Origin of the sequence: Pseudophaeobacter sp., assembly GCF_048267565.1 — a bacterium.
Taxonomy (GTDB): Bacteria; Pseudomonadota; Alphaproteobacteria; order Rhodobacterales; family Rhodobacteraceae; genus Pseudophaeobacter; species Pseudophaeobacter profundi.
The window spans coordinates 79,127-99,859 of record NZ_JBLWXG010000004.1 but is presented as its reverse complement, the minus strand read 5'-3'; the positions used below and the strand labels follow the sequence as shown (position 1 = coordinate 99,859).

The window sequence follows — 20,733 nt, the reverse complement described above, 5'->3', positions numbered from 1 at the left end:
ACCCTACTGTTTGGCGTTAAAGACAAACAGGGTTTCGCCATTGATCTTGTAGTCGTTGATCAATTCCTTGGCCCGATCCGAGGTCAGCCAACCCTCTAGCTGCATCGCCAGATCGTTCTTGGCATGCGGGTGCTTTTCCGGGTTCACTGGCAGATAGGCATATTGGTTGAACAAGACCGGATCGCCAGAGAACAGCAGTTCCAGATCGCCCTTGTTGCCAAAGTTCAGCCAGCTTGCCCGGTCCGCCATGATGTAGGCGCCCATGCCAGAGGCCGTGTTCAAAGCCGCGCCCATGCCCGCGCCGACAGCGCGATACCAGGCGCCAAATTCTGCCGGGTCCAGATCCGCTGCCTGCCACAGGCTCAGCTCTTTCTTGTGGGTGCCACTGTCATCGCCGCGGCTGACGAAGGGGGCAGCAGCAGTTGCAACCCGCTGTAGCGCCGAGGCCGCATCCGACGCACCGCGCAGGTCCGCGGCATCGGTCTTCGGGCCGATAAAGACAAAATCATTATACATGATTTCGCGGCGGTGGGTGCCATTGCCACCCGCCAGGAATTTTTCTTCGGCCTTTTGCGAATGCACCAGAATAGCGTCAACATCACCGGCCTCGCCCAGACGGATCGCCTGCCCGGTGCCCACCACCAGAAGCTGCACATCAAGATCCAGATCGTTCTTGATTTCGGGCAGCAAAATTTCCGCCAGTCCCGAATTGTGGAAAGAGGTGGTCACCGCCAGTTTCATCTCTTCGGCCATGGCTGCACCAGTCAGCAACAGGCTTGTAAGTGTTCCGAAAATTATATGCTTCATTCTACAATGTCTCCTCTTAGAAACGCACTTGCTTGCGGGGTTTTCGGCCCGGCAAAAAATGCCTTGGCCGGGGTGAATTCATGGATGCGCCCATGCAGGACAAACAGCACCTCATCGGCCAATCGCTGCGCCTGCCCCATGTTATGGGTTGACATGATCAGCCGGGTGCCTGCAGCGGCGACCTCTTGCAGGATATCTTCGATTTCACGGGTGGCGCGCCCATCCAAAGAGGCGCAGGGCTCATCCAGAAAGAGCACATCCGGTTCGCGAATCAGCGCACGGGCCAGCGCCAGTTTCTGCCGCTCCCCCCCGGACAAAAGTACCGCCTGCCGGTCCAGCGCATCGCCCAGATTGATCCGTTCGGCCCACTGGGCTGCGCGCATCCGTGCCTCTTTGCGCGGGACGCCAATCAACTGCAAAGGATAGGCAATGTTTTCCACCACCGGGCGCCGCATCATGATCGGCGTCTGAAACACGAAGGCCTGTCGCCGCTGCGCCTGTTCCATCGGGCAGGCCCAGTTCAGGCTGCCTCCGCCCATCCGCGCGATCCCATGCAGCATCTTCAACAGGGTGGTTTTTCCCGCCCCATTGGGCCCGACGACGATGCTGGTGCCCTGCCCCGCAAGCGTCAGATCAATTGGGCCGACCAGCACCTTGCCGCGTCGGCGGACAAGGGCCTGTTTGGCAACCAGAGGAAACATCTGCTGCGTCATCACCAACGCCCCTCGCTTTCAGTATGGCCCAGCCAGTGGATTGCCAGGTTGACCGCAACCGCCATGGCGATCAGCACAAAGCCAAGCCCCAGCGCCATGGCAAATTCGCCCTTGCCGGTTTCCAGGGCAATCGCCGTGGTCAAAACCCGCGTGGCATGGTCGATATTGCCGCCAACCACCATGATGGCGCCGACTTCGCCGATGGCGCGGCCAAATCCTGCCAGCGCCGCGGTCAGCAGCGCGCGACGGCCATCCCACAGCAGGGCCTTGATACGTTGCACCTGGCTGGCATTCATCGAGATCAGCAAATCGTGGTAATCGCTCCAGAGTTCGCGCAGCGATTGATGCGCGATAGAGGCGACCAGCGGCACAATGATCACCACCTGTGCGATAATCATCGCCGTGGGGGTAAACAACAGCCCCAAGACCCCCAAAGGCCCCGCCCGCGACAGCAGCACGTAGATGATCAGCCCCACCACAACCGGCGGCAGCCCCATCAGCGCATTCAGCACCGCAATTGTGACACGGCGCAGACGAAACCGTCGCACTGCAAGCAGCGCCGCCAGCGGCAGCGCAATCATCGAAGCAATCGCCAGCGCCGTCAGCGTCACCCTGAGAGAACGCAAAGTGATCTCGACCAGATCCTGGTCCAGGGTCACCAATAGCCAAAAGGCCTGGGCTATGCCGTCCCACAGATCAGCCATTGCGCGTGTCTTCCCCCCAATGCGCGCGAAATCACCCCCGGTGCCGCGTTCTTATCGTGTTCAAAATCATAGCTATGGCGCCAGAAACAGTGTAAAAAACATCACAAATGAAAAAGGGTCAATTTGTCTACCCCGGCGAGAGCCAGGCCTGAAGGCCGGGCCATATCCGGCACCTTTTCCTAGCTGGTTTTTGCCGCCTCTCGCAGCCAAAACGGACGCGACACACAAAAAATGCGACCCGCACGCCGTCTTGCCTGTTTCCTTTCGCCGCCACAATGCGCCCATCTGCCCCAAATGCGCCGGGTTCCGCGCGCTAAATCATCGCAGTAGGGCAGCTATTCTACCGGCTTCTCTTGCGTGCGGGAATCGAACGTGAAACAAGCCCCTGCCATGGTTTCAATGCGAAACACCACTTTGAGGATTAGCCATGTTTGATCTGCAAACTATGCGCGATCAGCTCGCCGCTCATTACGATCTGGCCCCCAATCCTGCCCTGGCGCAGGAAATGTCAGAGACCTATGCCACCATGCAGCGCGTGATCACGCCAATGGATTGGGCCATTCATGCCCCCTATGTGGCCGCCATCAACGCGCTGAAGAAAGAACGCAACGCCGTCATTCTTGCCCATAACTACATGACCCCCGAAATCTATCACGGTGTGGCGGATGTGGTGGGCGACAGCCTGCAGCTGGCGATCGAAGCCACCCGCGTCGAGGCCGATGTCATCGTGCAATGCGGCGTGCATTTCATGGCCGAGACCTCCAAGATCCTCAGCCCGGACAAGATCGTGCTGATCCCCGATCTGGAGGCTGGCTGTTCGCTGGCAGAATCGATCACCGCCGAGGGTATCGCCGAAATGCGTCGACGCTACCCCGGTGCCCCCGTGGTCACCTATGTGAACACCACTGCCGAGGTCAAAGCCGCCTCGGATATCTGCTGTACCTCTTCCAATGCGGCGCAGATCGTCAGCGCGATGGAAAGCGACACGGTGATCATGACGCCTGATCAGTATCTGGCGCAGAACGTGGCAAAGGATGTCCCCCAGAAAAATGTGGTCTGGTGGGAAGGGTCGTGCATCGTGCACGAACAATACAGCGCCAAGGATCTGCGCGAGTTCCGCGAATGGAACCCCGGCACCCGGCTGATTGCCCACCCCGAATGCCCGCCAGATGTGGTCGCCGAGGCCGATTTCTCGGGCTCGACCAGCGGCATCATCAAATATGTCACCGAAGAGAAACCGGAAAAAGCCCTGCTGATCACCGAATGTTCGATGGCCTCGAATATCTCTGACAGCCTGCCCGAGGTGGATTTTGTCGGCCCCTGCAATATGTGCCCCTATATGAAGATGATCTCGCTTGAGAAAATCCTTTGGTCGCTGCACACAATGTCAGAGCCGGTCGAAGTTGACCCGGCCGTGGCTGCGGGCGCCCGCCAAGCGGTGCAAAAGATGATCGATCTATCGCAAAAGCTGGGTATCTGACCCCAGCCCCCGCGCAGCGACACTGACGGAGAGCACAGCATGGCCCGCGCCCGATGAGCAGCCCCCCCAGCAGTCCCTTGACGACGGACCGCATCGTGATCGTCGGGGCCGGCCTTGCTGCGCTCTATGCTGCGTTGGAACTGGCACCACGCCCCGTGCTGATGATCTCACCCGAGCCTTTGGGCCTGGGGGCCAGTTCTGCCTGGGCGCAGGGCGGCGTGGCGGCGGCCATGGCCAAGACCGACAGCGCCGCAGCCCATGCCCAGGACACCGAAGCCGCCGGGGCGGGCACCGTCGATCCCGAGGTCGCCGCGATGGTCACCCGCATGGCACGAGATCACATTCTGGACCTGACGGCCCTTGGCGCGCCCTTTGATCGCGATCCGCAAGGCAACTATGTCATGAGCCGCGAAGCCGCCCATTCCGCCGCCCGTGTGGTCCGGGTCAAGGGCGATCAGGCCGGACATCAGATCATGGAAACCCTGATCCAGACGGTACGCGCCACACCGTCGATCCAGATCATTGAAAACACCGAGGCCCTGCGACTGCAGACCGAGGGCGACACCGTCACCGGCCTGTGGATCCGCCGGGCTGATCGGCCTTCAGCGCCGGTGCAGATAAGCTGCCCTGGCGTGCTATTGGCGGGGGGCGGTTCCGGTGGGCTATTTGCCCATACCACCAATCCGCCGCGTATCCGGGGCCAGGTGATTGGCCTGGCCGCCCGCGCAGGCGCCAAGATTGCCGATGCGGAATTTGTCCAGTTTCACCCCACAGCGGTGGATTGCGGCGAGGATCCCGCGCCACTGGCAACCGAAGCCCTGCGCGGTGAGGGGGCAATCCTGATCAATGCGCAGGGCCACCGCTTCATGCAGGATCTGCACCCGCAAGCAGAACTGGCCCCGCGCGATGTGGTGGCCCGTGGCATCTTTGCCGAAACCCAGGCCGGACGCCGGCCGATGCTGGATACCCGCGCAGCCCTGGGAGAGGGGGTACTCAGCCGCTTTCCCGCCCTGGCCGAAACCTGCGCCCGTGCAGGCATCGACCCGGTGAAGGATCCCATTCCGGTGGCCGTCGCCGCGCATTACCACATGGGCGGCATCCAGACCGACCTGCAGGGCCGCGCCAGTCTGAACCACCTTTGGGTCAGCGGCGAAGCCGCCTCTACCGGGCTGCACGGGGCCAATCGCCTGGCCTCCAACGGGCTGCTTGAGGCGCTGGTCTATGCGCGCCGGGCCGCTGCCGACATTGCCGCCAGTATCGCCCCGCCGCCAGCCGCCGATAAGGTGCCACCGGTACATCCCGCATTCCCACCCGCAACCGATGGCGGCGCGGGTATGGATCTCGCCGCGCTGCAACGCCTACGCCAGACCATGACGGCCCATGTGGGCATGCGCCGCGACGCCGCCGGGCTGACCACTGCGCTGCGGATTCTGGCGCAGCTTGAGGTCGAGCAGGCCGAGGATGAGGCCTTTCTTAACATGTGCGCCACCGCGACGCTGATCACCATCAGCGCCCTGCAACGGCGCGAAAGCCGGGGTGGCCATTTCCGCAGCGATTATCCCGATGCCGACCCCGCCTTTGCCCGGCGCAGCCATATCACCCTGGACGCGGCCCATGCGATCCGCGACCGGGTGCTCTCGACCTCTTGAAAGGACAGCCCATGCTCCGCCAATCCCCCCTGCCCGATCTGCTGCTGGAGCCGCTGGTGCGCGCCGCCCTGCAGGAAGATCTGGGACAAAACGGCGATATCACCACCCGCGCGGTGATCCCGCCTGCGACCCGGTACAAGGCACGACTGAATGCGCGGCAACCTGGCGTGGTCTCGGGGATGCAGATAGCCCGCCTTGCCTTTCAACTGGTGGACCCTGCCCTGCAGATTGTCACGCAGGTTGAGGATGGCGCCGCTTGCGCGCCCGGCGACACGCTGATGACCATCGAAGGGGCCGCCGCATCCATCCTGTCGGGGGAACGGGTGGCGCTGAACTTTGCCGGCCGCCTGTCAGGCATTGCCAGCCTCACCGCCAGCTTTGTCGCCGAAACCAGGGGCACCCAGACCCGCATCACCTGCACCCGCAAGACCACACCGGGGCTGCGGATGGTGGAAAAGCAGGCCGTGGTGCATGGCGGCGGTGCCAACCATCGCTTTGGCCTGTCAGATGCCATCCTGATCAAGGACAACCACATCGCCGCCGCCGGGGGTATCGCGGCAGTGCTGAACGCCGCCAAGGCCAACGTCAGCCATATGATGAAGGTGGAAATCGAGGTCGACACCCTGGCACAGCTGGATGAGGTTCTGGAAACGGGTGGCGCAGATGTGGTGCTGTTGGACAATATGACCACCGAAGACCTGCGCCGCGCCGTCACCATGGCTCGTGGCAGGTTGGTCAGCGAAGCCTCGGGCAATATGACCCTGGGCCGTATCGCCGAGGTCGCCGCCACCGGAGTTGATTACATATCATCCGGGGCGCTGACCCACTCGGCGCAGACGCTGGATCTGGGGCTCGACTTTTAGCGGTACGCCCATCCCCGGAATACGGTTTCGAAGGGGGGGCAGCGTGCTTTGCCCCCCTGGTTCACAAAAATCCGCGCGGGATGGTTTCTTGCCATTCCTTGACCAGAACCTCTGTGCCCTCGGCCCCTTCGCGGGCGGTCACCCGCCGCCAGAGGTGAAAGTTATCGGTGTCGCAGGTCATCTTGTTTTCGGTATCAATCGAGACCTGCCAGTCCTCGCGCTCGAAGGTGAAGTTCCAATCACTGGCAAAGACCGCAGAAGCCGGATCATCTGGGTGGATCGCATAGTGCATTGTCACATGACTGCCCACCACCATGCCATGATAGGGATCACGGGCCTTGCCGTAGTCATCAAAGGTATCCAGCATCAAGGTGCCATCCGCACGGGTTGTGCGCTCCGATGTGCCGCTGGCCGCCCGCAGCACCTCGCTTTGCAGGGTGGGATAGGCGCGGGGCGCACCGGGGTTTTGCGGCGCGATTTCCGCCGCGACCTGGCGCTGCGGCAGGGTCAGGGTGCAGCCCTCCAGATGCAATGTCACCTCTACTGCCTGTGGGGCGGGCCAGACAATCGGCCAGTAGGATGTTGACAGGGCCAGCCGCAGCTGATGCCCCGCGCGCAGGTGATGGGCGCATTCGTTCAGCTCTACCACGACACTGTAGCGCTGCCCGGGCACCAGCATCTCTGGCGCGGTATGGCTGTCACGATGGGTCAGGTTCAGCGGGCGAAAGCTGATCCTCTGCGACACTCCTTCGGGCGACAGATCACAGAGCCGCGCCACCAGCTGGGCAACAGGGCGATCAACGCTGAACTCCACCCGCAGCCGTGGCCGCCCAAGGATTTCCAAAGGCGCCGTGAGCGGCGCTGTGTCAAAGCAGGCCGACAGTACATCATCACCGGATTGATCCCCCGGCAGTTCGTTGTCAAACCGCATCCCGGCGCAGAAATAACCACTCTCCTGCCCGAGGGTCGCCGGATTACTGATCCGCTGTTCCCCGCTGGCCGGTTCGGCCTGCAACCCCTGCGGGCCAAGGTGCATCACCCGATCCGTCACATTGGGCGAGGGCCACTGCGCCTCGGCCACCCAGCGGCCCCGGCGCGGTTTGTTCTGCTGGCTCGGGTTGAAATGTTCCTGCATGTAAACACGATAGTCCGGCAGGTCAGCCGCACCGCTATCCTGACCACGCAGGTGCTGATCAAACCAGGTCAGCACCTCGCCATGGAAATCCGCCGGATCGATCTTGGCGATATGGGCATAGCGATGTTCCCAAGGGCCAACCAGCGCCTTGGTCGGAGCCGTCAGGTTGGCGGCCAGCGCCGAGGGCGTGTTGACATAGGCATCCGCCCAGCCGGTGATCGCCAGAACCGGCGCAGTGATCGCCGACCAGTCCTCGCAGACCGATCCATGCTGCCACTGGCCGTCGCGGGTCTGATGGCGCAGCCAGTCTGCCGCCATAAAGGGCATATTCTGCATCCGCGCGATCCAGTCTTCGCGCCAATCCGCACGGTTCAGCGGGTCAGCCGGGCGCGATTGGTAGGCAAACATCTGGGCCCCCCAGTTGGCATTATCGCTCAGCAGGCAGCCCCCCATATAGTGGATATCATCCGCATACCGATCTGCGGTCGAGGCCACCGAGACCACCGCCTTCAGCGCCTCTGGCCGCCGATAGGCCAGCTGCAAGCCATTGAAGCCGCCCCAGGAAATGCCGATCATGCCGATGTTTCCGTCGCACCAGTCCTGGGCCGCGATCCAGGCCAGAATCGCCTCTCCGTCGCTCAGCTCTTGTTCCGAGTATTCATCGTCAAACCTGCCTTCGCTATCGCCGGACCCGGCAATATCAACACGGATACAGGCATAGCCTTCGCTGGCAAAGACCGTATGGGTCGTCTCATCGCGCGGCGCGGTACCGTCACGCCTGCGGTAGGGCAGATATTCCAGAATGGCCGGCACAGGCCCATCGACCTGCGGCAGCCAGAGCCGCGCCGCCAAACGGCGCCCGTCAGGCAGAGGGATCCAGGCGGTCTCGGTCACGTCATAGGCACAGGGCATTGGGGGCTCTCTTTCTTCTCAAATATTGCAGCGCGGTTTGTCCAGCGTGACCTCTGGCCGCCGCAGATACCACAGCAAACACGACATCTGCGGGATTTTTGCCCAAGCCCGCGCGCGGCAAGGCCGCTGGCGGGCCTATCCGATCAGGCCTTTGTCTTGGGCAGTACAGGCGCCGATTTGTCCAGTGCCAGTTCCGCATCAGAAAACCGCCAGGGGCCGCGCACACCTGGGATGCCCTCGGGCGAGATCTGCATCTCGCGGTGCTTGATCTGCGCATCGTCAAAGGCCTGGCCAATGGTATTGATCGGGCCTGCGGGCACGGTTGCCGCCTCCAGTGCCGCCAATAGGTCTACCTGGCGCCAGCTGGCAACAACGCCTTCCAGCAGGCTGGTCAGCGCCTCGCGGTTGGCCACCCGCTGCTGATTACAGGTAAAGCGCACATCATCCTTGATCCCCGGCAGGCCCAGCACATCGCAAAGCCGGTGAAACTGGCCATCATTGCCCACCGCCAAAATCACATGGCCATCCTGCACTGCCATGACCTGATAGGGCGCGATATTTGGGTGGGTATTGCCTAACCGGGTCGGGCTCTCACCCGTCGCCAGATAGTTCATCGCCTGATTGCCCAGGATTGCCGTGGCGCAGTCCAGCAGGGACATATCGATCTGCTGCCCACGCCCGGTGGTGTGGCGCTGCTCCACCGCGGCCAGAATGCCGATGGTGCCGTAAAGCCCGGTCACCACATCGGTGATCGCCATACCAACCTTTTGCGGCTGGCCCTCTGGGTCACCGGTGATCGACATCAAACCGGACATGCCCTGCAACAGGAAATCATATCCGGCGCGTTTGGCATAGGGCCCGTCCTGGCCAAAGCCGGTCACCGAACAATAGATCAGCCGCGGGTTGATCTTGGCAAGGCTAGCATAATCGAGCCCGTATTTCGCCAGCCCTCCCACCTTGAAATTTTCCACCAGGATGTCGGCATCGCGCACCAGTTCCAGCACGGTGGCGCGGCCTTCTTCAGTGCGGAAATCGGCAATCACGCAGCTCTTGCCGCGATTGGCCGAGTAATAATAGGCCGCCGATTTGTCAGTGCCGCGTTCAATGAAGGGGGGCCCCCAGCTGCGGGTGTCATCGCCATCCGGGCTTTCGACCTTGGTGACCTCAGCACCAAGGTCCGCCAGTGACTGGCCTATCCAGGGGCCTGCCAAGATACGTGCCAGTTCAACTACTTTGAGGCCAGAAAGCGGGGTCATGGGCATCTCTCCTATTGCGACGGAGAGGTGCCCCGCGCGTGATCCTGCCTGCTGTGTAGCCCAGAGAATCGGGGCACTGCAACGATTTGATCAAATACGGGCTGCGCCTCTTTGCCGCCTCACTTGCCCTTGATCCGCACCGTGAAGCTGGTGCGCGCGCCGGCGGGTGGTGGCGGAAAGGGGGCCGCGCGGCGGACCTGATCCAGGGCAATCCGGTCCAGCTTGTCAGAACCGGAACTGCGCGCCAGGCTCAGGCCTGCCAATCCGCCCCCTGCACCGATGCGAAACCGCACCATCGCAACACCGCGTACAGTGGTACGCCGCTTGGCCCGCTGGATCCGGCGCATGACCAGGCCTGGGTAGTTGCTGGCTGCCGCATTGCCCTGAACCTGCGCCGTCCCGCCCGTTTTGGTGGCCTGCCCGCCAGCGGGGCGGCTGTTGGATGTTTCCGCCCCCTGTTTCGCGCTGACGGTGCTATTGCCGCGCGACGACTGAGCCGCTGGCGCGGCTGTTGCGCCAGCCGTTGTCGCGGTCGGTTCGCGGGGATTGGCATCTGGGGCTATGCGCTGCTCGGGGGCCTGTTCTAGCGGCTGTTCTGCCGGGCGTTGCGGTGGCCGCAGCGAAGCTGTCACCGCCCTGCTTTGCGGCGCTGACGGCTGCGGCTGAAGCCTGGGCTGCCTGGGCGTGACCGTCGGGGTGGCGACCACATCAGCCAGGGCATCTGGCGTCACCGCAACCAGAGGCACCCCGCCCCGGACCGGCTTGATTGGCAGGGCCTGCGTCACCGCCACCGCCTGCTGTGGCAGCGCCGTAGCCGCCTTGGCAGATGTTGCAGGCGGTGTTGCAGCAACTGTAGACGGGACCGTTTGCTGCAACAGCGGAGCCGAAACCGGAGGGATCGTCGCAGTATGATCCGGGGCTCTGACCGGGGTTTCGATTCCGGCCGCCAAATTGACAAAACTATTGCCCTGCGCCGCAAGCGCCGTCTGGCCGCCCGCCTGCTGCGTGATCGTGCCAGTCCCCTGCAGGGCAAAGGCCGCATGTAGGCCAAAGGCCAGAACCAGGGCCAGCAGCGCCGCCAGGAAAGAGCGCGGCACCGCATGCCCCAAGGGAGGCACCATCTGCGCCACCCCGCTCACAACGCCCGCTCTGAGATCAGCACAACCCGTAGGGCCCCAGCCTCGCGCAGGATATTACCAACCTGCACCAGTTCTCTGGCTGGAAGGGCCTGATCCGGCACAATTCGAACCACTGCGCGGGCCTCGGACGACAAACCAGCGACATAGGCGCCGGCATCCGCAATGGCTGTGCCCCGCAGCGTAAGCCGCCCATCCGCATGCACCACCAGCGTATCGGGGGGCTCACGCCCCTCCAGATCTGCAGTTTTTATCAACGTCAGATCCCGGTCCAGCGGCGGCGCCAGAGTGCCCGCAATCATAAAGAAGATCAGCATCAGAAAGACAATGTTGATCAGGGCGATTGTTGGCTCTTTTGGCGTCGGAATACGGGGTTTCAACTGCATCAGCCCAGCACCACAGTCTGCAATTTCTTCACCTGGCGCAGCGCCGCCAACAGATCGACCAGCTGCTGCGCCGTGGCCTCCGCATCCGGGCTGATCAACACAAGATGGCCCCGACTGTCTTGCGGCTGACTGCGCACAAGATCCGCTATCCGCCCCAGATCAACGGGTTGGCCATTTAGCGCCAGACCATCACCGCCGAGGCTGACAAACAGCCGATTGCGGTCTTCCTCCGCGCCGCTCTCTCCAGGAGCCGCGCCTGCCGCCATCAGCTCGACCTCGCCGTATTTGGAAAAGGTCGAGGTCAGCATGAAAAACAGCAACAACAGAAAGATGACATCAATCAGCGATGTCATCGACAGGCGCGCACGCCGGGGAGCAGAGAGCTTAACCGGCATAGGCCAGAACACCTGCGGCAGACTCACCAGACGCATCTGCGGCGCTCTCTTGCGGCGCAAAAACCCGGCGCAGCGCTTGGTTGGCGAAAACCCTCTCGCGCTGCATCCGCGCCGTCAGCCAGCTGAGCACAAGCGAGGTCGGCATGGCCACCGCCAGCCCAGCCGCAGTGGTCAGCAGCGCCACCCAGATGCCACCCGCCAGCAAAGACGGATCCACCGAAGATCCCGCTGACTGCAATTTCTGAAAGGCTTCGATCATGCCGATCACGGTGCCAAACAGCCCCATCAGGGGTGCCAACTGCGCCACCATATCCAAGGCCCCGAGCCCGCGCTCCAGTTCGGCAAAGCGCGCTTCGGCTTCGGCGTCAACCCGGGCTGACAGTTCAGGGGTCTGCGGTGCCGCCAGCGCCATGCGCAACACCGGGGCAAGGTAGGATCGGCTTTCGCCCAGCGCCATCAGCGCCGCCTTGTGGTTGCCCCGGTCCCAAGCGGCGACAGCTATTGCCAGCTGCCGGTGGCGCCCCACCCGCGCCGCTTGGTATTGCCACAGTTTATAGATCACCAGTGCTGAGGTCAGCACCGAGACACAAAGCAGCAGCAAAACCACTGGACCGCCCAAATCCAGAATCCCGGTGATGGCATCTTGAATCAGGCTCATCCCAGAAGCTCCACCTTGACGCGACTGGTCAGGCTAAGCCCTTGACTACAGGCACCTTTGGGCAATGCGGGGGCAGAACAGGTCTGCGCCCCATTGATCAGAACCCGGCTGATATCAGCACAGGCCTGCGGGAATTGAAACTGCCGCACGCGCGGGCGCCCGGCAGGAAGATCCTGGAAATCCAACAGGGTCAGACGCGCCACCTGGCCCGCCGCGTCGAACAGGACGGTTTCATATACCGCCTGCTCCACATCGCTTTTATGGCCATTGGTCACCACAAATGACAGCTTGCACTGCGCATTCAGGTCTTCGGCCGCGCTCAGCTCCATCGCGATTGCAGGCCCTGCGGTCTGCGCCATCTCTTGGACCGTCTCCTGGGCGGTGGCGGCAGTGCCAAACCCTGCCATAAAGCAAAACGCCAAGGTCGAAGATTTCAGAGCAAGATGTCCCATTGGTATCCTCTCGTTTGGATCAGTGATCAGAAAGTTTTGGCCAGTGTCAGCTTGAAGTTGCGGCCTGCTGCCGCACGGGTCGACAGCTGGGTCTGATACTGTTTGTCAAAAACATTCTCGACGCCAAAGCGGATTTCCGTCCCTTTCAAGACACCATTCTGCGGCCGATAGGTGGCACGCAGGTTGTTGACCCCGTAACCACTGATCGGACCACTGCCATTGACCGCCATGGTGCCCTCTGCCGCGACCAGCTCCCAGCTGAGATCAAGGCTCTCGTCAAAGCGTTTCCCAAGCGTCAGCGCCGCCGATCCGACCGGCGCAAAGATATAATCGGAAACGGTGCCATCGGGGCGGCGCTGCTCTCCTTCAGCCGAGGTAGCGTTCAGGTCGACATAGAACCCATTTTCCATCCCGTAGGAGGCTTCGATTTCGACGCCACTGGTATCGATCTCTGTCAGGACGTCACCGGCAACACGCACATCTTCCAGGGTGGTGTCATAGTAATTGACCTTGACGGCAAAGCGATCCCCCGCCGAAAACAGGCTCTGACGCTGGTAAGAGAAGCCAATCTCGTAGGTTGTTCCCTGTTCCGGCACCCAGACCAAAGGATCCTTGTCCAGGCGGTCGATGATCGGAAAGACCTCGGTATAGGCGGCACCAGCAAAGAGCGCCAAGCCGCTGTCAAATTCATAGCGCGCCGATAGACCGCCCATCAGGGCGTCATTTTTGATTCTGCCGTTATAAGGATCGGTGTCACCCGGAGACACAATATCCGTGCCTTTTACATCCTGGGTTTCATAGCGCAGCGCCGGGGTCAGCGTGAAGCGCTGGCCAAACTGGATGTCATCCACCGCAAACAGCGCAATGCGGCGATCCGTACCCCCAGGGGCCGAAGGCGCATCCAGGCGTTCGCGGTTAACAAACTCCAGCCCAAGGCGCAGATCATGCGAGGCCAGGCCGGTATCAAAGTAGCTGGTATTCTTCAGGGTCAGCTTGGTGGTTTTGTAATTGTGATCCGCATTCAGCAAATCGGACACCGAAGCATCACAGCCGGGGAACCCTGCGCAGCTGCCGGGAAGATAGGTGCTGTCGATATCCTGTTCGGCATAGGTCAGCGTTGCGTCCAGATGGATCAGGTCATTGCCAACCGGATCAAACTGATAGCGCAGCCCAGCCGTGCGGCTATCGACAATTCGGTCCACATTGCCAAAATAGAACCCGCCCCCACCAGAGGCGCCCAATGCGTCATAGGGCACGTCCCTCTCGTTCGAATGGGTCACATTGTACCAAGCGGTCAGCGCGTGTTCGCGACTGTCGCCAAAGGTAAACCGCCCCTTGGCCAGATAGGAATAATCCCGAAAATCCGAGCCTGAAACCTGGGTGCCTTCACCATCGTCATAGGCGTCATTGTCGCGCACCGTATAGTTCAGCAGGAACTCGGCATTCTCGGTTGGCTGGAATGCCAGAATTGAGGAGGACGCCCACCCCGAACCATTGGACTGCGCCTCTAGCGTTTGGCGGAACCGAGTGCCGATTTCACCACCAGTGATATCCGAGGCATCCTTGGTTTCCAATTTGACAACCCCGCCGACAACGCCAGAGCCAAATTCAAAACTGCCAACAGTCCCCCGGATAACAGAGACCTCTTTGTAAAGCGCCGGGTCAGTGAACAGCTGGTTGCCGATACGGTAGATTTCCTCACCACCTGTAGTGGCTCCGTCGATTGAGACCAGCACCCGCGGGCTGGTGCCATAAGTCGCATCCGCGCCAAAGCCGCGGATCGAAATCCCCGAAGACTGCGGGGTGGTACCGTTCACCAGGCTCACCCCCGGTACGGACTCTACCAGCTGCGCAATTGTTGCCGCCTGGCGATCGTCAATTTCTTCCTGGTTGATCACTGTCAGGGGCACTGCGGTATCCACCTGCACCGCCCGCTTGCCCTGGCCCAGCTCAATCGTGCCCAGGAAGGCTTCATCCTGAAGATCCAGTGCCAGATCGTCGGGAAGATCCTGCGCCATGGCAGCCGATCCCAACGTCAAACCCAAAATGGAAACGGTCCCCAGCAAATGCTGCGCCAGCCGAATTCTTCCCATCACATGTCCCTTTGCATCTTTGGTCTTTGAACCGATGCTTGCAGTAGGGGCTGGCGCGGTATTTTTGCATTTTCAGTGGAAAATTAAGTTTCCACTTGAGCCTGATAGTAAAGGTGATAAAAACAGTCAACATAAATAAACGCTGTTTCAACAACAGCCGCCAGCCCTGCCTTGCGCCTAAAGACGCAGGTTACAGCCCAGAGCCAGCCCTTTCCGTAAACACTTCTGCTACTGAAAGGGCCCTAGAATGGACCTCTCTTCCCCGCTGGATCCCCAGACAATTCGCCAATTGCGCCAAGACCACGACACACTGCGCGACCGCGATTTTGCTGCCCAATTCCAGATCACCGAAGCCCAGCTGGTTGCAGCCTATGTCGGGCACGGCGTGACGCCAATCGCGGCGGATATCGACGCGATTTTTCCCCGGCTCGCAGATCTGGGAGAAGTCATGGCGCTGACCCGCAATGACGCCTGCGTGATTGAAAAGGTTGGCACCTACAGCGGCTATCACCCTGGCAATCATGCCGCGATGGTACTGAACCCGGATATCGACCTGCGGCTGTTCCCGCGCCATTTCATCTCTGCCTTTGCGGTTGAACGCAGCTCTGACAAGGGCGGCACCCGGCGCTCCTTGCAGTTCTTTGATGCGGCTGGCGATGCGGTGCACAAGGTGCATCTGCGCCCTGCCTCGGATCTTGCGGCCTGGGAGAGCCTGCTTGCGGATCTGGCACTGAAAGATCCCAGCGACCACCTAGAGGTCGCTCCGCGCCAGGCCCCGGAACCGGCCCGCGCCGAACCTGACAAGGCCGTACAGCTGCGGATCGGCTGGGCCAAGATGACCGACACCCACCAGTTTCGCAAACTGACAGGCGATCTCAAGATGAACAGGCTGGGCGCGTACCGGCTTGCCGGTGCGCCACTGGCCTGCCCGCTGGCACCCAGCGCGGTGGATGCGGCCCTGCAGGCCATCCAGGACACCGGCACCGAAGTGATGATCTTTGTGGGCAATCCCGGCTGCATTCAGATCCACACCGGTCCGGTGAAAAATCTGCGCCGCATGGGACCCTGGCAGAATATCCTCGACCCCGGCTTTGATCTGCACCTGCGCCTGGATCACCTGACCGAGGTCTGGGCCGTGAACAAACCAACCAAACGCGGTGCCGCGGTCTCGCTAGAGGCCTTTGACGCCGAGGGCCGGATCATCTTGCAGATCTTTGGCCGTCGCGACGAAACCGGTGATCACCGCCGCGCCTGGGAAGAAATTGTCGCGGCCCTGCCCGCCCCTGATGAGGCGACATGCGCGCAGGCGGCACCGGCAGCGCAGCCGGCACCGGCGGCGGAGGTCACGCAATGATCCCTGGCATTGGTAAACCAAAATCCCCTGACCTTGGCGCCAAATGTCAGCCCGCACTATTGGGGGCTGTCACTGCCGCCCTGTTGTTGCTATCGCCCATCGCCCGCGCCGACACCCCACAGCGGATCCTCTCGGTCGGCGGGGCTGTCACTGAAATCATCTATGCGCTGGACCAACAGGCGCGGCTGGTGGCGCGTGACAGCACCTCCACCTTTCCGCCCGAGGCCAGTGATCTTCCCAACGTCGGCTATGCCCGTGCGCTCTCTCCCGAGGGGGTGCTTTCGGTAGACCCCGACATGATCCTGGCCTCGCAAGGCTCTGGCCCGCCGGAATCCATCGAAGTTCTGAAACAGGCAAATCTGCGTTATGTCGAAGTTCCGGAGACCTATTCGGCGGCAGGGATCATCAGCAAGATTACCACCATCGCAGCAGCGCTGGACCAACAAGAAGCCGGTTCCGCCCTGGCAGAGCAGGTCGGCGCAGATCTGCAATCGGCCCAGGATTTCGCCCGCGCTGCCGCAGGTGACCACCGCAAGCGGGTGCTTTTCATCCTGTCGACACAAAGCGGGCGGATTACCGTGGGCGGCAAGGGGACCGGCGCGGATGCCATCATTACGATGGCAGGGGCAGTGAATGCGATCAGCGAATTTGACGGCTACAAGCAAATGACCGATGAGGCGATTACCGCCGCTGCACCGGACATTCTCCTGGCGATGGATCGCGGCGGCGACCACGGGCTGACGCTTGAAAGCATGACCAGCCTACCAGCCCTGATGCTGACACCGGCGGCACAAAATGGCCAACTTGTGCGCATGGATGGGCTGCGGCTGCTCGGCTTTGGCCCGCGCACCGCAACTGCAGTGAAAGACCTGTCGCAGGCCTTTTACGGAGCGAACGAGTGAACATGCTTTCAACCGAGATCGGCCCTGGTGCCGTCACCGCTCCGGCGCCGGTACCGGATCGACGGCACCGGGCGCGACGCCTGACGCTGGCCTTGCTGCTTTTGCTTGTCCTGACGTGCATTTTATCGCTGACCACCGGGGCCTCGCAGGCGTCCTTATGGCGGGCGCTGACCCATCTCTATGATGGGCAAGAACTGACCACCATGGACCAGATCGTATTGCTGGATATTCGCCTGCCCCGGCTGTGCATGGGGATTCTTGTCGGCGCGGCCCTGGCGGTCTCTGGCGCGGTGATGCAGGGGCTGTTTCGCAACCCTCTGGCGGATCCGGGCATTGTCGGCGTCAGCGCCGGTGCCGGGCTGGCCGCCATCTGCGCCATTGTTCTGGGGGCCTTTCTGCCACTTTCACTGCAGAAAATCCTAGGTTCAGCCCTTGTGCCGGTGGCGGCCTTTCTGGGCGGCTGGGGCTCAACGCTCTTGCTGTACCGGGTATCAACCCGCGGCGGACAGACCTCTGTGGCGACCATGCTGCTGGCCGGGATCGCACTTGGCGCGCTGGCCGGGGCGGCCTCTGGGGTGCTGGTGTACTACAGCGATGACAACCAGCTGCGCGATCTGACCTTCTGGGGCATGGGATCCCTGGCGGGGGCTACCTGGGCCAAGGTACTGGCAGCGCTTCCCATCATTGGCCTGGCCTTGGCGGCGGCCCCCTTTCTGGCGCGTGGCCTCAACGGTATGGCCCTGGGCGAAGCCGCAGCGGGCCATATCGGCATCCCGGTGCAACGGGTGAAGAACAGCGCCATTCTGGCGGTGGCAGGGGCCACAGGCGCGGCGGTGGCAGTCTCTGGTGGCATTGGCTTCATCGGGATTGTGGTGCCGCATCTGTTGCGCCTGGCCACAGGCCCGGATCACCACAGCCTGCTGCCCAATGCGGCCCTTTTGGGCGCGGCGCTCCTGCTAGCTGCGGATATGATCGCCCGGGTGGTTGTCGCCCCGGCAGAATTGCCCATTGGGATCATCACCGCCATTCTGGGCGCGCCGGTGTTCCTGTGGATCCTTTTGCGCCGCCGCGGGGAGCTGTCGATATGACACAGGCCCCCCCCTCCGCGACAGCCCAATTGCAAGCCATCGATATCACCGTCCAACTGGGACGACGGCAGGTCCTTCGGCAGGTAAATTTCACCGCCACCGCAGGCCGCGTCACCGCCATTGTCGGCCCAAACGGATCTGGCAAGACCACACTGTTGCGGGCGATGACCGGCGAAGTTGCCCACAGCGGCCAGGTCTATCTGAACGGTGCCGATACCGCCCGGCTCAGCCCTTGGGAACTGGCAGCGGTGCGGGCGGTACAGCCGCAAAGCAGCACGATTGCCTTTCCCTTTACCGTGCTTGAAATCGTTCGCCTTGGCCTTAGCGCCGGCCTTAGCGCGGCGGACAGCCATGTGCCGCTACAGGCGCTAGAGGCCGTTGGGTTGCACGGTTTCTCAGGGCGGATGTATCAGGATCTATCGGGCGGCGAACAGCAGCGGGTGCAGCTGGCCCGCGTCATCACCCAGGTCTGGGAACCGATGGTTGATGGCGCACCGCGCTGGCTGATTCTGGATGAACCCGTCGCCAGCCTCGATATTGGCCACCAGTTCACTGTGATGGATCTGACCCGCAACTACGCGGCCCGTGGCGGCGGCGTAGTTGCGGTGATGCATGACCTCAATCTCACCGCAATGTTTGCCGATCATGTGGTACTGATGCAGGCCGGCGCGGTTGCAGCCACGGGCACCCCGCAAGAGGTTCTGACAGATGAAACCCTGGCGCGCACCTATAGCTGCCCTGTCCCGGTCAATACCACCCCGCCCGACAAGATACCCTTTCTGCTGCCACAGGCGCGCAGGCGCTCGTCTCCGGTATCGACCTAGCGAGATACGGACAATAAACAGGCCCCGGCTTTTCAATCGGGGCCTGTTTACGGCCTATGCCTGCGCCCCCTAGGCCGACCAGTCGCCCCTTATTCAAACCAGCGCGCCCACCCCTTCAGGTAATAGCCCACCAGCGCATGCGACTGCAGCGAATTCACCGCGACAGGCAGCTTGGCGCTTTGACGATCAAACACCTGCGCCGCCTGCCAGACCTCGGGGGTGAGGTATTTCAACTGCTGTTCCAGCGCCGGAGGCAATGCAAGATGGCCCGCCGCAGCCCCCGCGCGCTGACTGGCGAGGACAAACCCCCAATCGCCAAAGCTGGGCAAATAGGCGTGATAGGGCTGCGTCACCAGGCCGGTGCCGGGCTGTTGCGGATTGCGGCTGGCCTGCAGCGTCGCATTGATCGACCAAAAGGCCTCACGCGCGAACAAAGGAGAGCCGGCCTGGGTAACCAGGCTGCCATATGCGCTCAACCGCTCCACCAAGGCACCATAGAACTGGCGACTATAGAGTTTTGACAGAGCCAGGTTCTTGGGGTCCGGCAAGTCGATGATGATCACGTCATAGATCGCGCTGGTGCTCTCCACATACCGCCAGGCATCGGTGTTGTGGATCTCGACCCGCGGATCAGACAAGGCATCCGCGTTGAGCTGCGACAGGTCGGGATGATCGCGAAACAGCGTGGTCACACGGGGGTCCAGATCCACCAGCGTGACCGCCTCGACATCGGGCCAGCGCAGCACCTCGCGGGCTGCCATGCCATCGCCACCACCCAGGATCAGCACCCGGTTCCGCCGCTGCGCCTGCGCCATCGCCGGATGGACAAGGCTTTCGTGGTAACGGTATTCATCCAGGCTGTCGAACTGGATTGAATAGTCCAGAAACAGCCGGGTGCGGTCGCGGTAGCGAGTGACGGTAATCTGCTGGTATGGCGTTGTTTCGCTAAGGATGATGTCATCCTCAAACAGATTGGTCTCGGTCATCGACACCAGCCGTTCGGCCTGCCACAACCCCAGCAGGGTGACGCTCAATGCGATGGCCCAAACCCCCACCTGCAAGCGGCTTGCTTCACTGCGAAAAACCCACAGCGACAGCCCCGCAACCGCGAGGTTCAGCGCACCAAAGGCGAGGCTGCCTGCCATCAGCCCCAGATGCGGAATGATAAGCACCGGAAAGGCCAGCGATGCCACAAGCGCGCCGATGTAATCCACGCTCAGGACGTTTTCAAACCGGAACTCCGGTGCCCCAATGCCCTTCAGCACCCGCGCGATCAGAGGTATCTCCATCCCCGACAGCAGCCCGACGGTGATCAACACTCCATAAAGCAGCAGGCTCACGCTCTCCATCCAGGCAAAGGCAAAGAACACCGCAGGCGCCATAAAGCCCCCGGCGATGCCGAGCAGGATCTGCGCCCAGACAAAGCCGGACATGGCACTCTCCACATAGCGAGAAAGCCAGGCCCCCAGCCCCATGGCCGATAGAAATATCCCAATGACATAGGAAAACTGGCGCACGGAATCGCCCAAGAGATAGCTCGACAATGTCGCCGCAATCAGCTCGTAGATAAGGCCGGCCACAGCCACCAGAAAGGTCGCCACCAAGAGCCAGGTCTCACGCAGGCGCAGATCCGACTCCGCAGCACGCGGATCCGCTGGCGCGCCTGCCTTCGCTGTCCCTGCAGTCTTGGCGCGCGGATCAGGAGACAATGACAGCCGCGATAATAATCGCAATAGAGATGAACAGCATACCGATCAGCACCGCCAGGGCCATGTTCTGATCCTGCTCGATCTCTTTCATGATCGGAAAGGGCGTGAGCCAGTCGATCACCTTCCAGACCAGCCCCATAAGCCCCACCCCGAGGATGGTATAGACGATGGTGCTGATCATCTCAGCCAGTTGAATTGCGGCTAGATACTCCATGAG

Annotated in this window: 21 protein-coding genes; 8 read left to right on the top strand and 13 right to left on the bottom strand. The window is 61.9% G+C overall.

Going from position 1 to position 20,733, the window contains the following annotated elements; translation table 11 throughout:
• Positions 1–3 precede the first annotated feature (3 nt).
• The 3 genes from ACN0VH_RS11250 to ACN0VH_RS11240 are packed head-to-tail and all read right to left on the bottom strand — an operon-like array spanning position 4 to position 2,224.
• A complete protein-coding gene (locus ACN0VH_RS11250) occupies positions 4–807 on the bottom strand; it encodes an ABC transporter substrate-binding protein (protein WP_278923459.1) in 804 nt (267 codons plus the stop codon).
• Positions 804–1,520, bottom strand: a complete 717-nt coding sequence (locus ACN0VH_RS11245) for an ATP-binding cassette domain-containing protein (protein ID WP_278923460.1) — start codon at positions 1,518–1,520, stop codon at positions 804–806. The genes ACN0VH_RS11250 and ACN0VH_RS11245 overlap by 4 nt, the downstream gene beginning before the upstream one ends.
• Positions 1,520–2,224, bottom strand: coding sequence for an ABC transporter permease (locus ACN0VH_RS11240; protein WP_417700633.1), 705 nt, complete (start codon positions 2,222–2,224; stop codon positions 1,520–1,522). Before ACN0VH_RS11240 ends, ACN0VH_RS11245 begins: the two co-directional genes overlap by 1 nt.
• 427 nt (positions 2,225–2,651) lie before the next feature.
• Here ACN0VH_RS11240 and nadA point away from each other — a divergent pair, with 427 nt between their 5' ends.
• The 3 genes from nadA to nadC are packed head-to-tail and all read left to right on the top strand — an operon-like array spanning position 2,652 to position 6,216.
• Positions 2,652–3,704 carry a quinolinate synthase NadA gene (gene nadA, locus ACN0VH_RS11235; RefSeq protein WP_278923462.1) on the top strand — a complete coding sequence of 351 codons (1,053 nt, stop codon included), beginning with the start codon at positions 2,652–2,654 and terminating at the stop codon, positions 3,702–3,704.
• A gap of 53 nt (positions 3,705–3,757) precedes the next feature.
• Positions 3,758–5,353: an L-aspartate oxidase gene (locus ACN0VH_RS11230; protein WP_278923463.1), complete on the top strand. Its 1,596-nt coding sequence runs from the start codon at positions 3,758–3,760 to the stop codon at positions 5,351–5,353.
• Positions 5,354–5,364: 11 nt separating this feature from the next.
• A complete protein-coding gene (nadC, locus tag ACN0VH_RS11225) occupies positions 5,365–6,216 on the top strand; it encodes a carboxylating nicotinate-nucleotide diphosphorylase (RefSeq protein ID WP_278923464.1) in 852 nt (283 codons plus the stop codon).
• 61 nt (positions 6,217–6,277) lie between these two features.
• Here the strand turns inward: nadC and ACN0VH_RS11220 are convergent, their stop codons facing one another.
• The 8 genes from ACN0VH_RS11220 to ACN0VH_RS11185 form a co-directional block, all read right to left on the bottom strand.
• Positions 6,278–8,263: a CocE/NonD family hydrolase gene (locus tag ACN0VH_RS11220; protein WP_417700632.1), complete on the bottom strand. Its 1,986-nt coding sequence runs from the start codon at positions 8,261–8,263 to the stop codon at positions 6,278–6,280.
• 143 nt (positions 8,264–8,406) lie between these two features.
• Positions 8,407–9,519 carry a CaiB/BaiF CoA transferase family protein gene (locus tag ACN0VH_RS11215; protein ID WP_278923466.1) on the bottom strand — a complete coding sequence of 371 codons (1,113 nt, stop codon included), beginning with the start codon at positions 9,517–9,519 and terminating at the stop codon, positions 8,407–8,409.
• 119 nt (positions 9,520–9,638) lie between these two features.
• Positions 9,639–10,640 carry a TonB family protein gene (locus tag ACN0VH_RS11210; protein WP_278923467.1) on the bottom strand — a complete coding sequence of 334 codons (1,002 nt, stop codon included), beginning with the start codon at positions 10,638–10,640 and terminating at the stop codon, positions 9,639–9,641.
• A gap of 14 nt (positions 10,641–10,654) precedes the next feature.
• Positions 10,655–11,041: an ExbD/TolR family protein gene (locus ACN0VH_RS11205; protein WP_278923468.1), complete on the bottom strand. Its 387-nt coding sequence runs from the start codon at positions 11,039–11,041 to the stop codon at positions 10,655–10,657.
• Positions 11,041–11,436, bottom strand: a complete 396-nt coding sequence (locus ACN0VH_RS11200) for an ExbD/TolR family protein (protein WP_417700631.1) — start codon at positions 11,434–11,436, stop codon at positions 11,041–11,043. The genes ACN0VH_RS11205 and ACN0VH_RS11200 overlap by 1 nt, the downstream gene beginning before the upstream one ends.
• Positions 11,426–12,094, bottom strand: coding sequence for a MotA/TolQ/ExbB proton channel family protein (locus ACN0VH_RS11195; RefSeq protein ID WP_278923470.1), 669 nt, complete (start codon positions 12,092–12,094; stop codon positions 11,426–11,428). The genes ACN0VH_RS11200 and ACN0VH_RS11195 overlap by 11 nt, the downstream gene beginning before the upstream one ends.
• On the bottom strand, positions 12,091–12,546 hold the full coding sequence (locus ACN0VH_RS11190) for a hypothetical protein (protein WP_278923471.1): 456 nt from the start codon (positions 12,544–12,546) through the stop codon (positions 12,091–12,093). Before ACN0VH_RS11190 ends, ACN0VH_RS11195 begins: the two co-directional genes overlap by 4 nt.
• 26 nt (positions 12,547–12,572) lie before the next feature.
• On the bottom strand, positions 12,573–14,564 hold the full coding sequence (locus ACN0VH_RS11185) for a TonB-dependent receptor domain-containing protein (protein WP_278923472.1): 1,992 nt from the start codon (positions 14,562–14,564) through the stop codon (positions 12,573–12,575).
• Between ACN0VH_RS11185 and ACN0VH_RS11180 the strand changes: the two genes are divergently transcribed.
• From ACN0VH_RS11180 to ACN0VH_RS11160, 5 genes are all read left to right on the top strand, one after another.
• On the top strand, positions 14,563–14,778 hold the full coding sequence (locus tag ACN0VH_RS11180; protein ID WP_278923473.1) for a hypothetical protein: 216 nt from the start codon (positions 14,563–14,565) through the stop codon (positions 14,776–14,778). The genes ACN0VH_RS11185 and ACN0VH_RS11180 overlap by 2 nt on opposite strands.
• 108 nt (positions 14,779–14,886) lie before the next feature.
• Positions 14,887–15,993 (top strand): hemin-degrading factor, encoded by a 1,107-nt coding sequence (locus tag ACN0VH_RS11175; protein ID WP_417700630.1) that lies wholly within the window; start codon positions 14,887–14,889, stop codon positions 15,991–15,993.
• Positions 15,990–16,895 (top strand): heme/hemin ABC transporter substrate-binding protein, encoded by a 906-nt coding sequence (locus ACN0VH_RS11170; RefSeq protein ID WP_417700629.1) that lies wholly within the window; start codon positions 15,990–15,992, stop codon positions 16,893–16,895. Before ACN0VH_RS11175 ends, ACN0VH_RS11170 begins: the two co-directional genes overlap by 4 nt.
• A 2-nt stretch (positions 16,896–16,897) precedes the next feature.
• A complete protein-coding gene (locus ACN0VH_RS11165; RefSeq protein ID WP_417700781.1) occupies positions 16,898–17,983 on the top strand; it encodes a FecCD family ABC transporter permease in 1,086 nt (361 codons plus the stop codon).
• Complete coding sequence (locus tag ACN0VH_RS11160; RefSeq protein ID WP_417700628.1) at positions 17,980–18,807, top strand: heme ABC transporter ATP-binding protein; 828 nt, start codon at positions 17,980–17,982, stop codon at positions 18,805–18,807. Before ACN0VH_RS11165 ends, ACN0VH_RS11160 begins: the two co-directional genes overlap by 4 nt.
• A gap of 89 nt (positions 18,808–18,896) precedes the next feature.
• On the opposite strand, the gene ACN0VH_RS11155 is transcribed toward ACN0VH_RS11160, so the two are convergent.
• Together ACN0VH_RS11155 and ACN0VH_RS11150 are read right to left on the bottom strand one after the other, a co-directional pair.
• Entirely contained in the window at positions 18,897–20,516 is a 1,620-nt protein-coding gene (locus ACN0VH_RS11155) for a polyamine aminopropyltransferase (RefSeq protein ID WP_417700627.1), read from the bottom strand.
• Complete coding sequence (locus ACN0VH_RS11150) at positions 20,506–20,730, bottom strand: DUF350 domain-containing protein (protein ID WP_278923477.1); 225 nt, start codon at positions 20,728–20,730, stop codon at positions 20,506–20,508. Before ACN0VH_RS11150 ends, ACN0VH_RS11155 begins: the two co-directional genes overlap by 11 nt.
• Between the last annotated feature and the right edge of the window lie 3 nt (positions 20,731–20,733).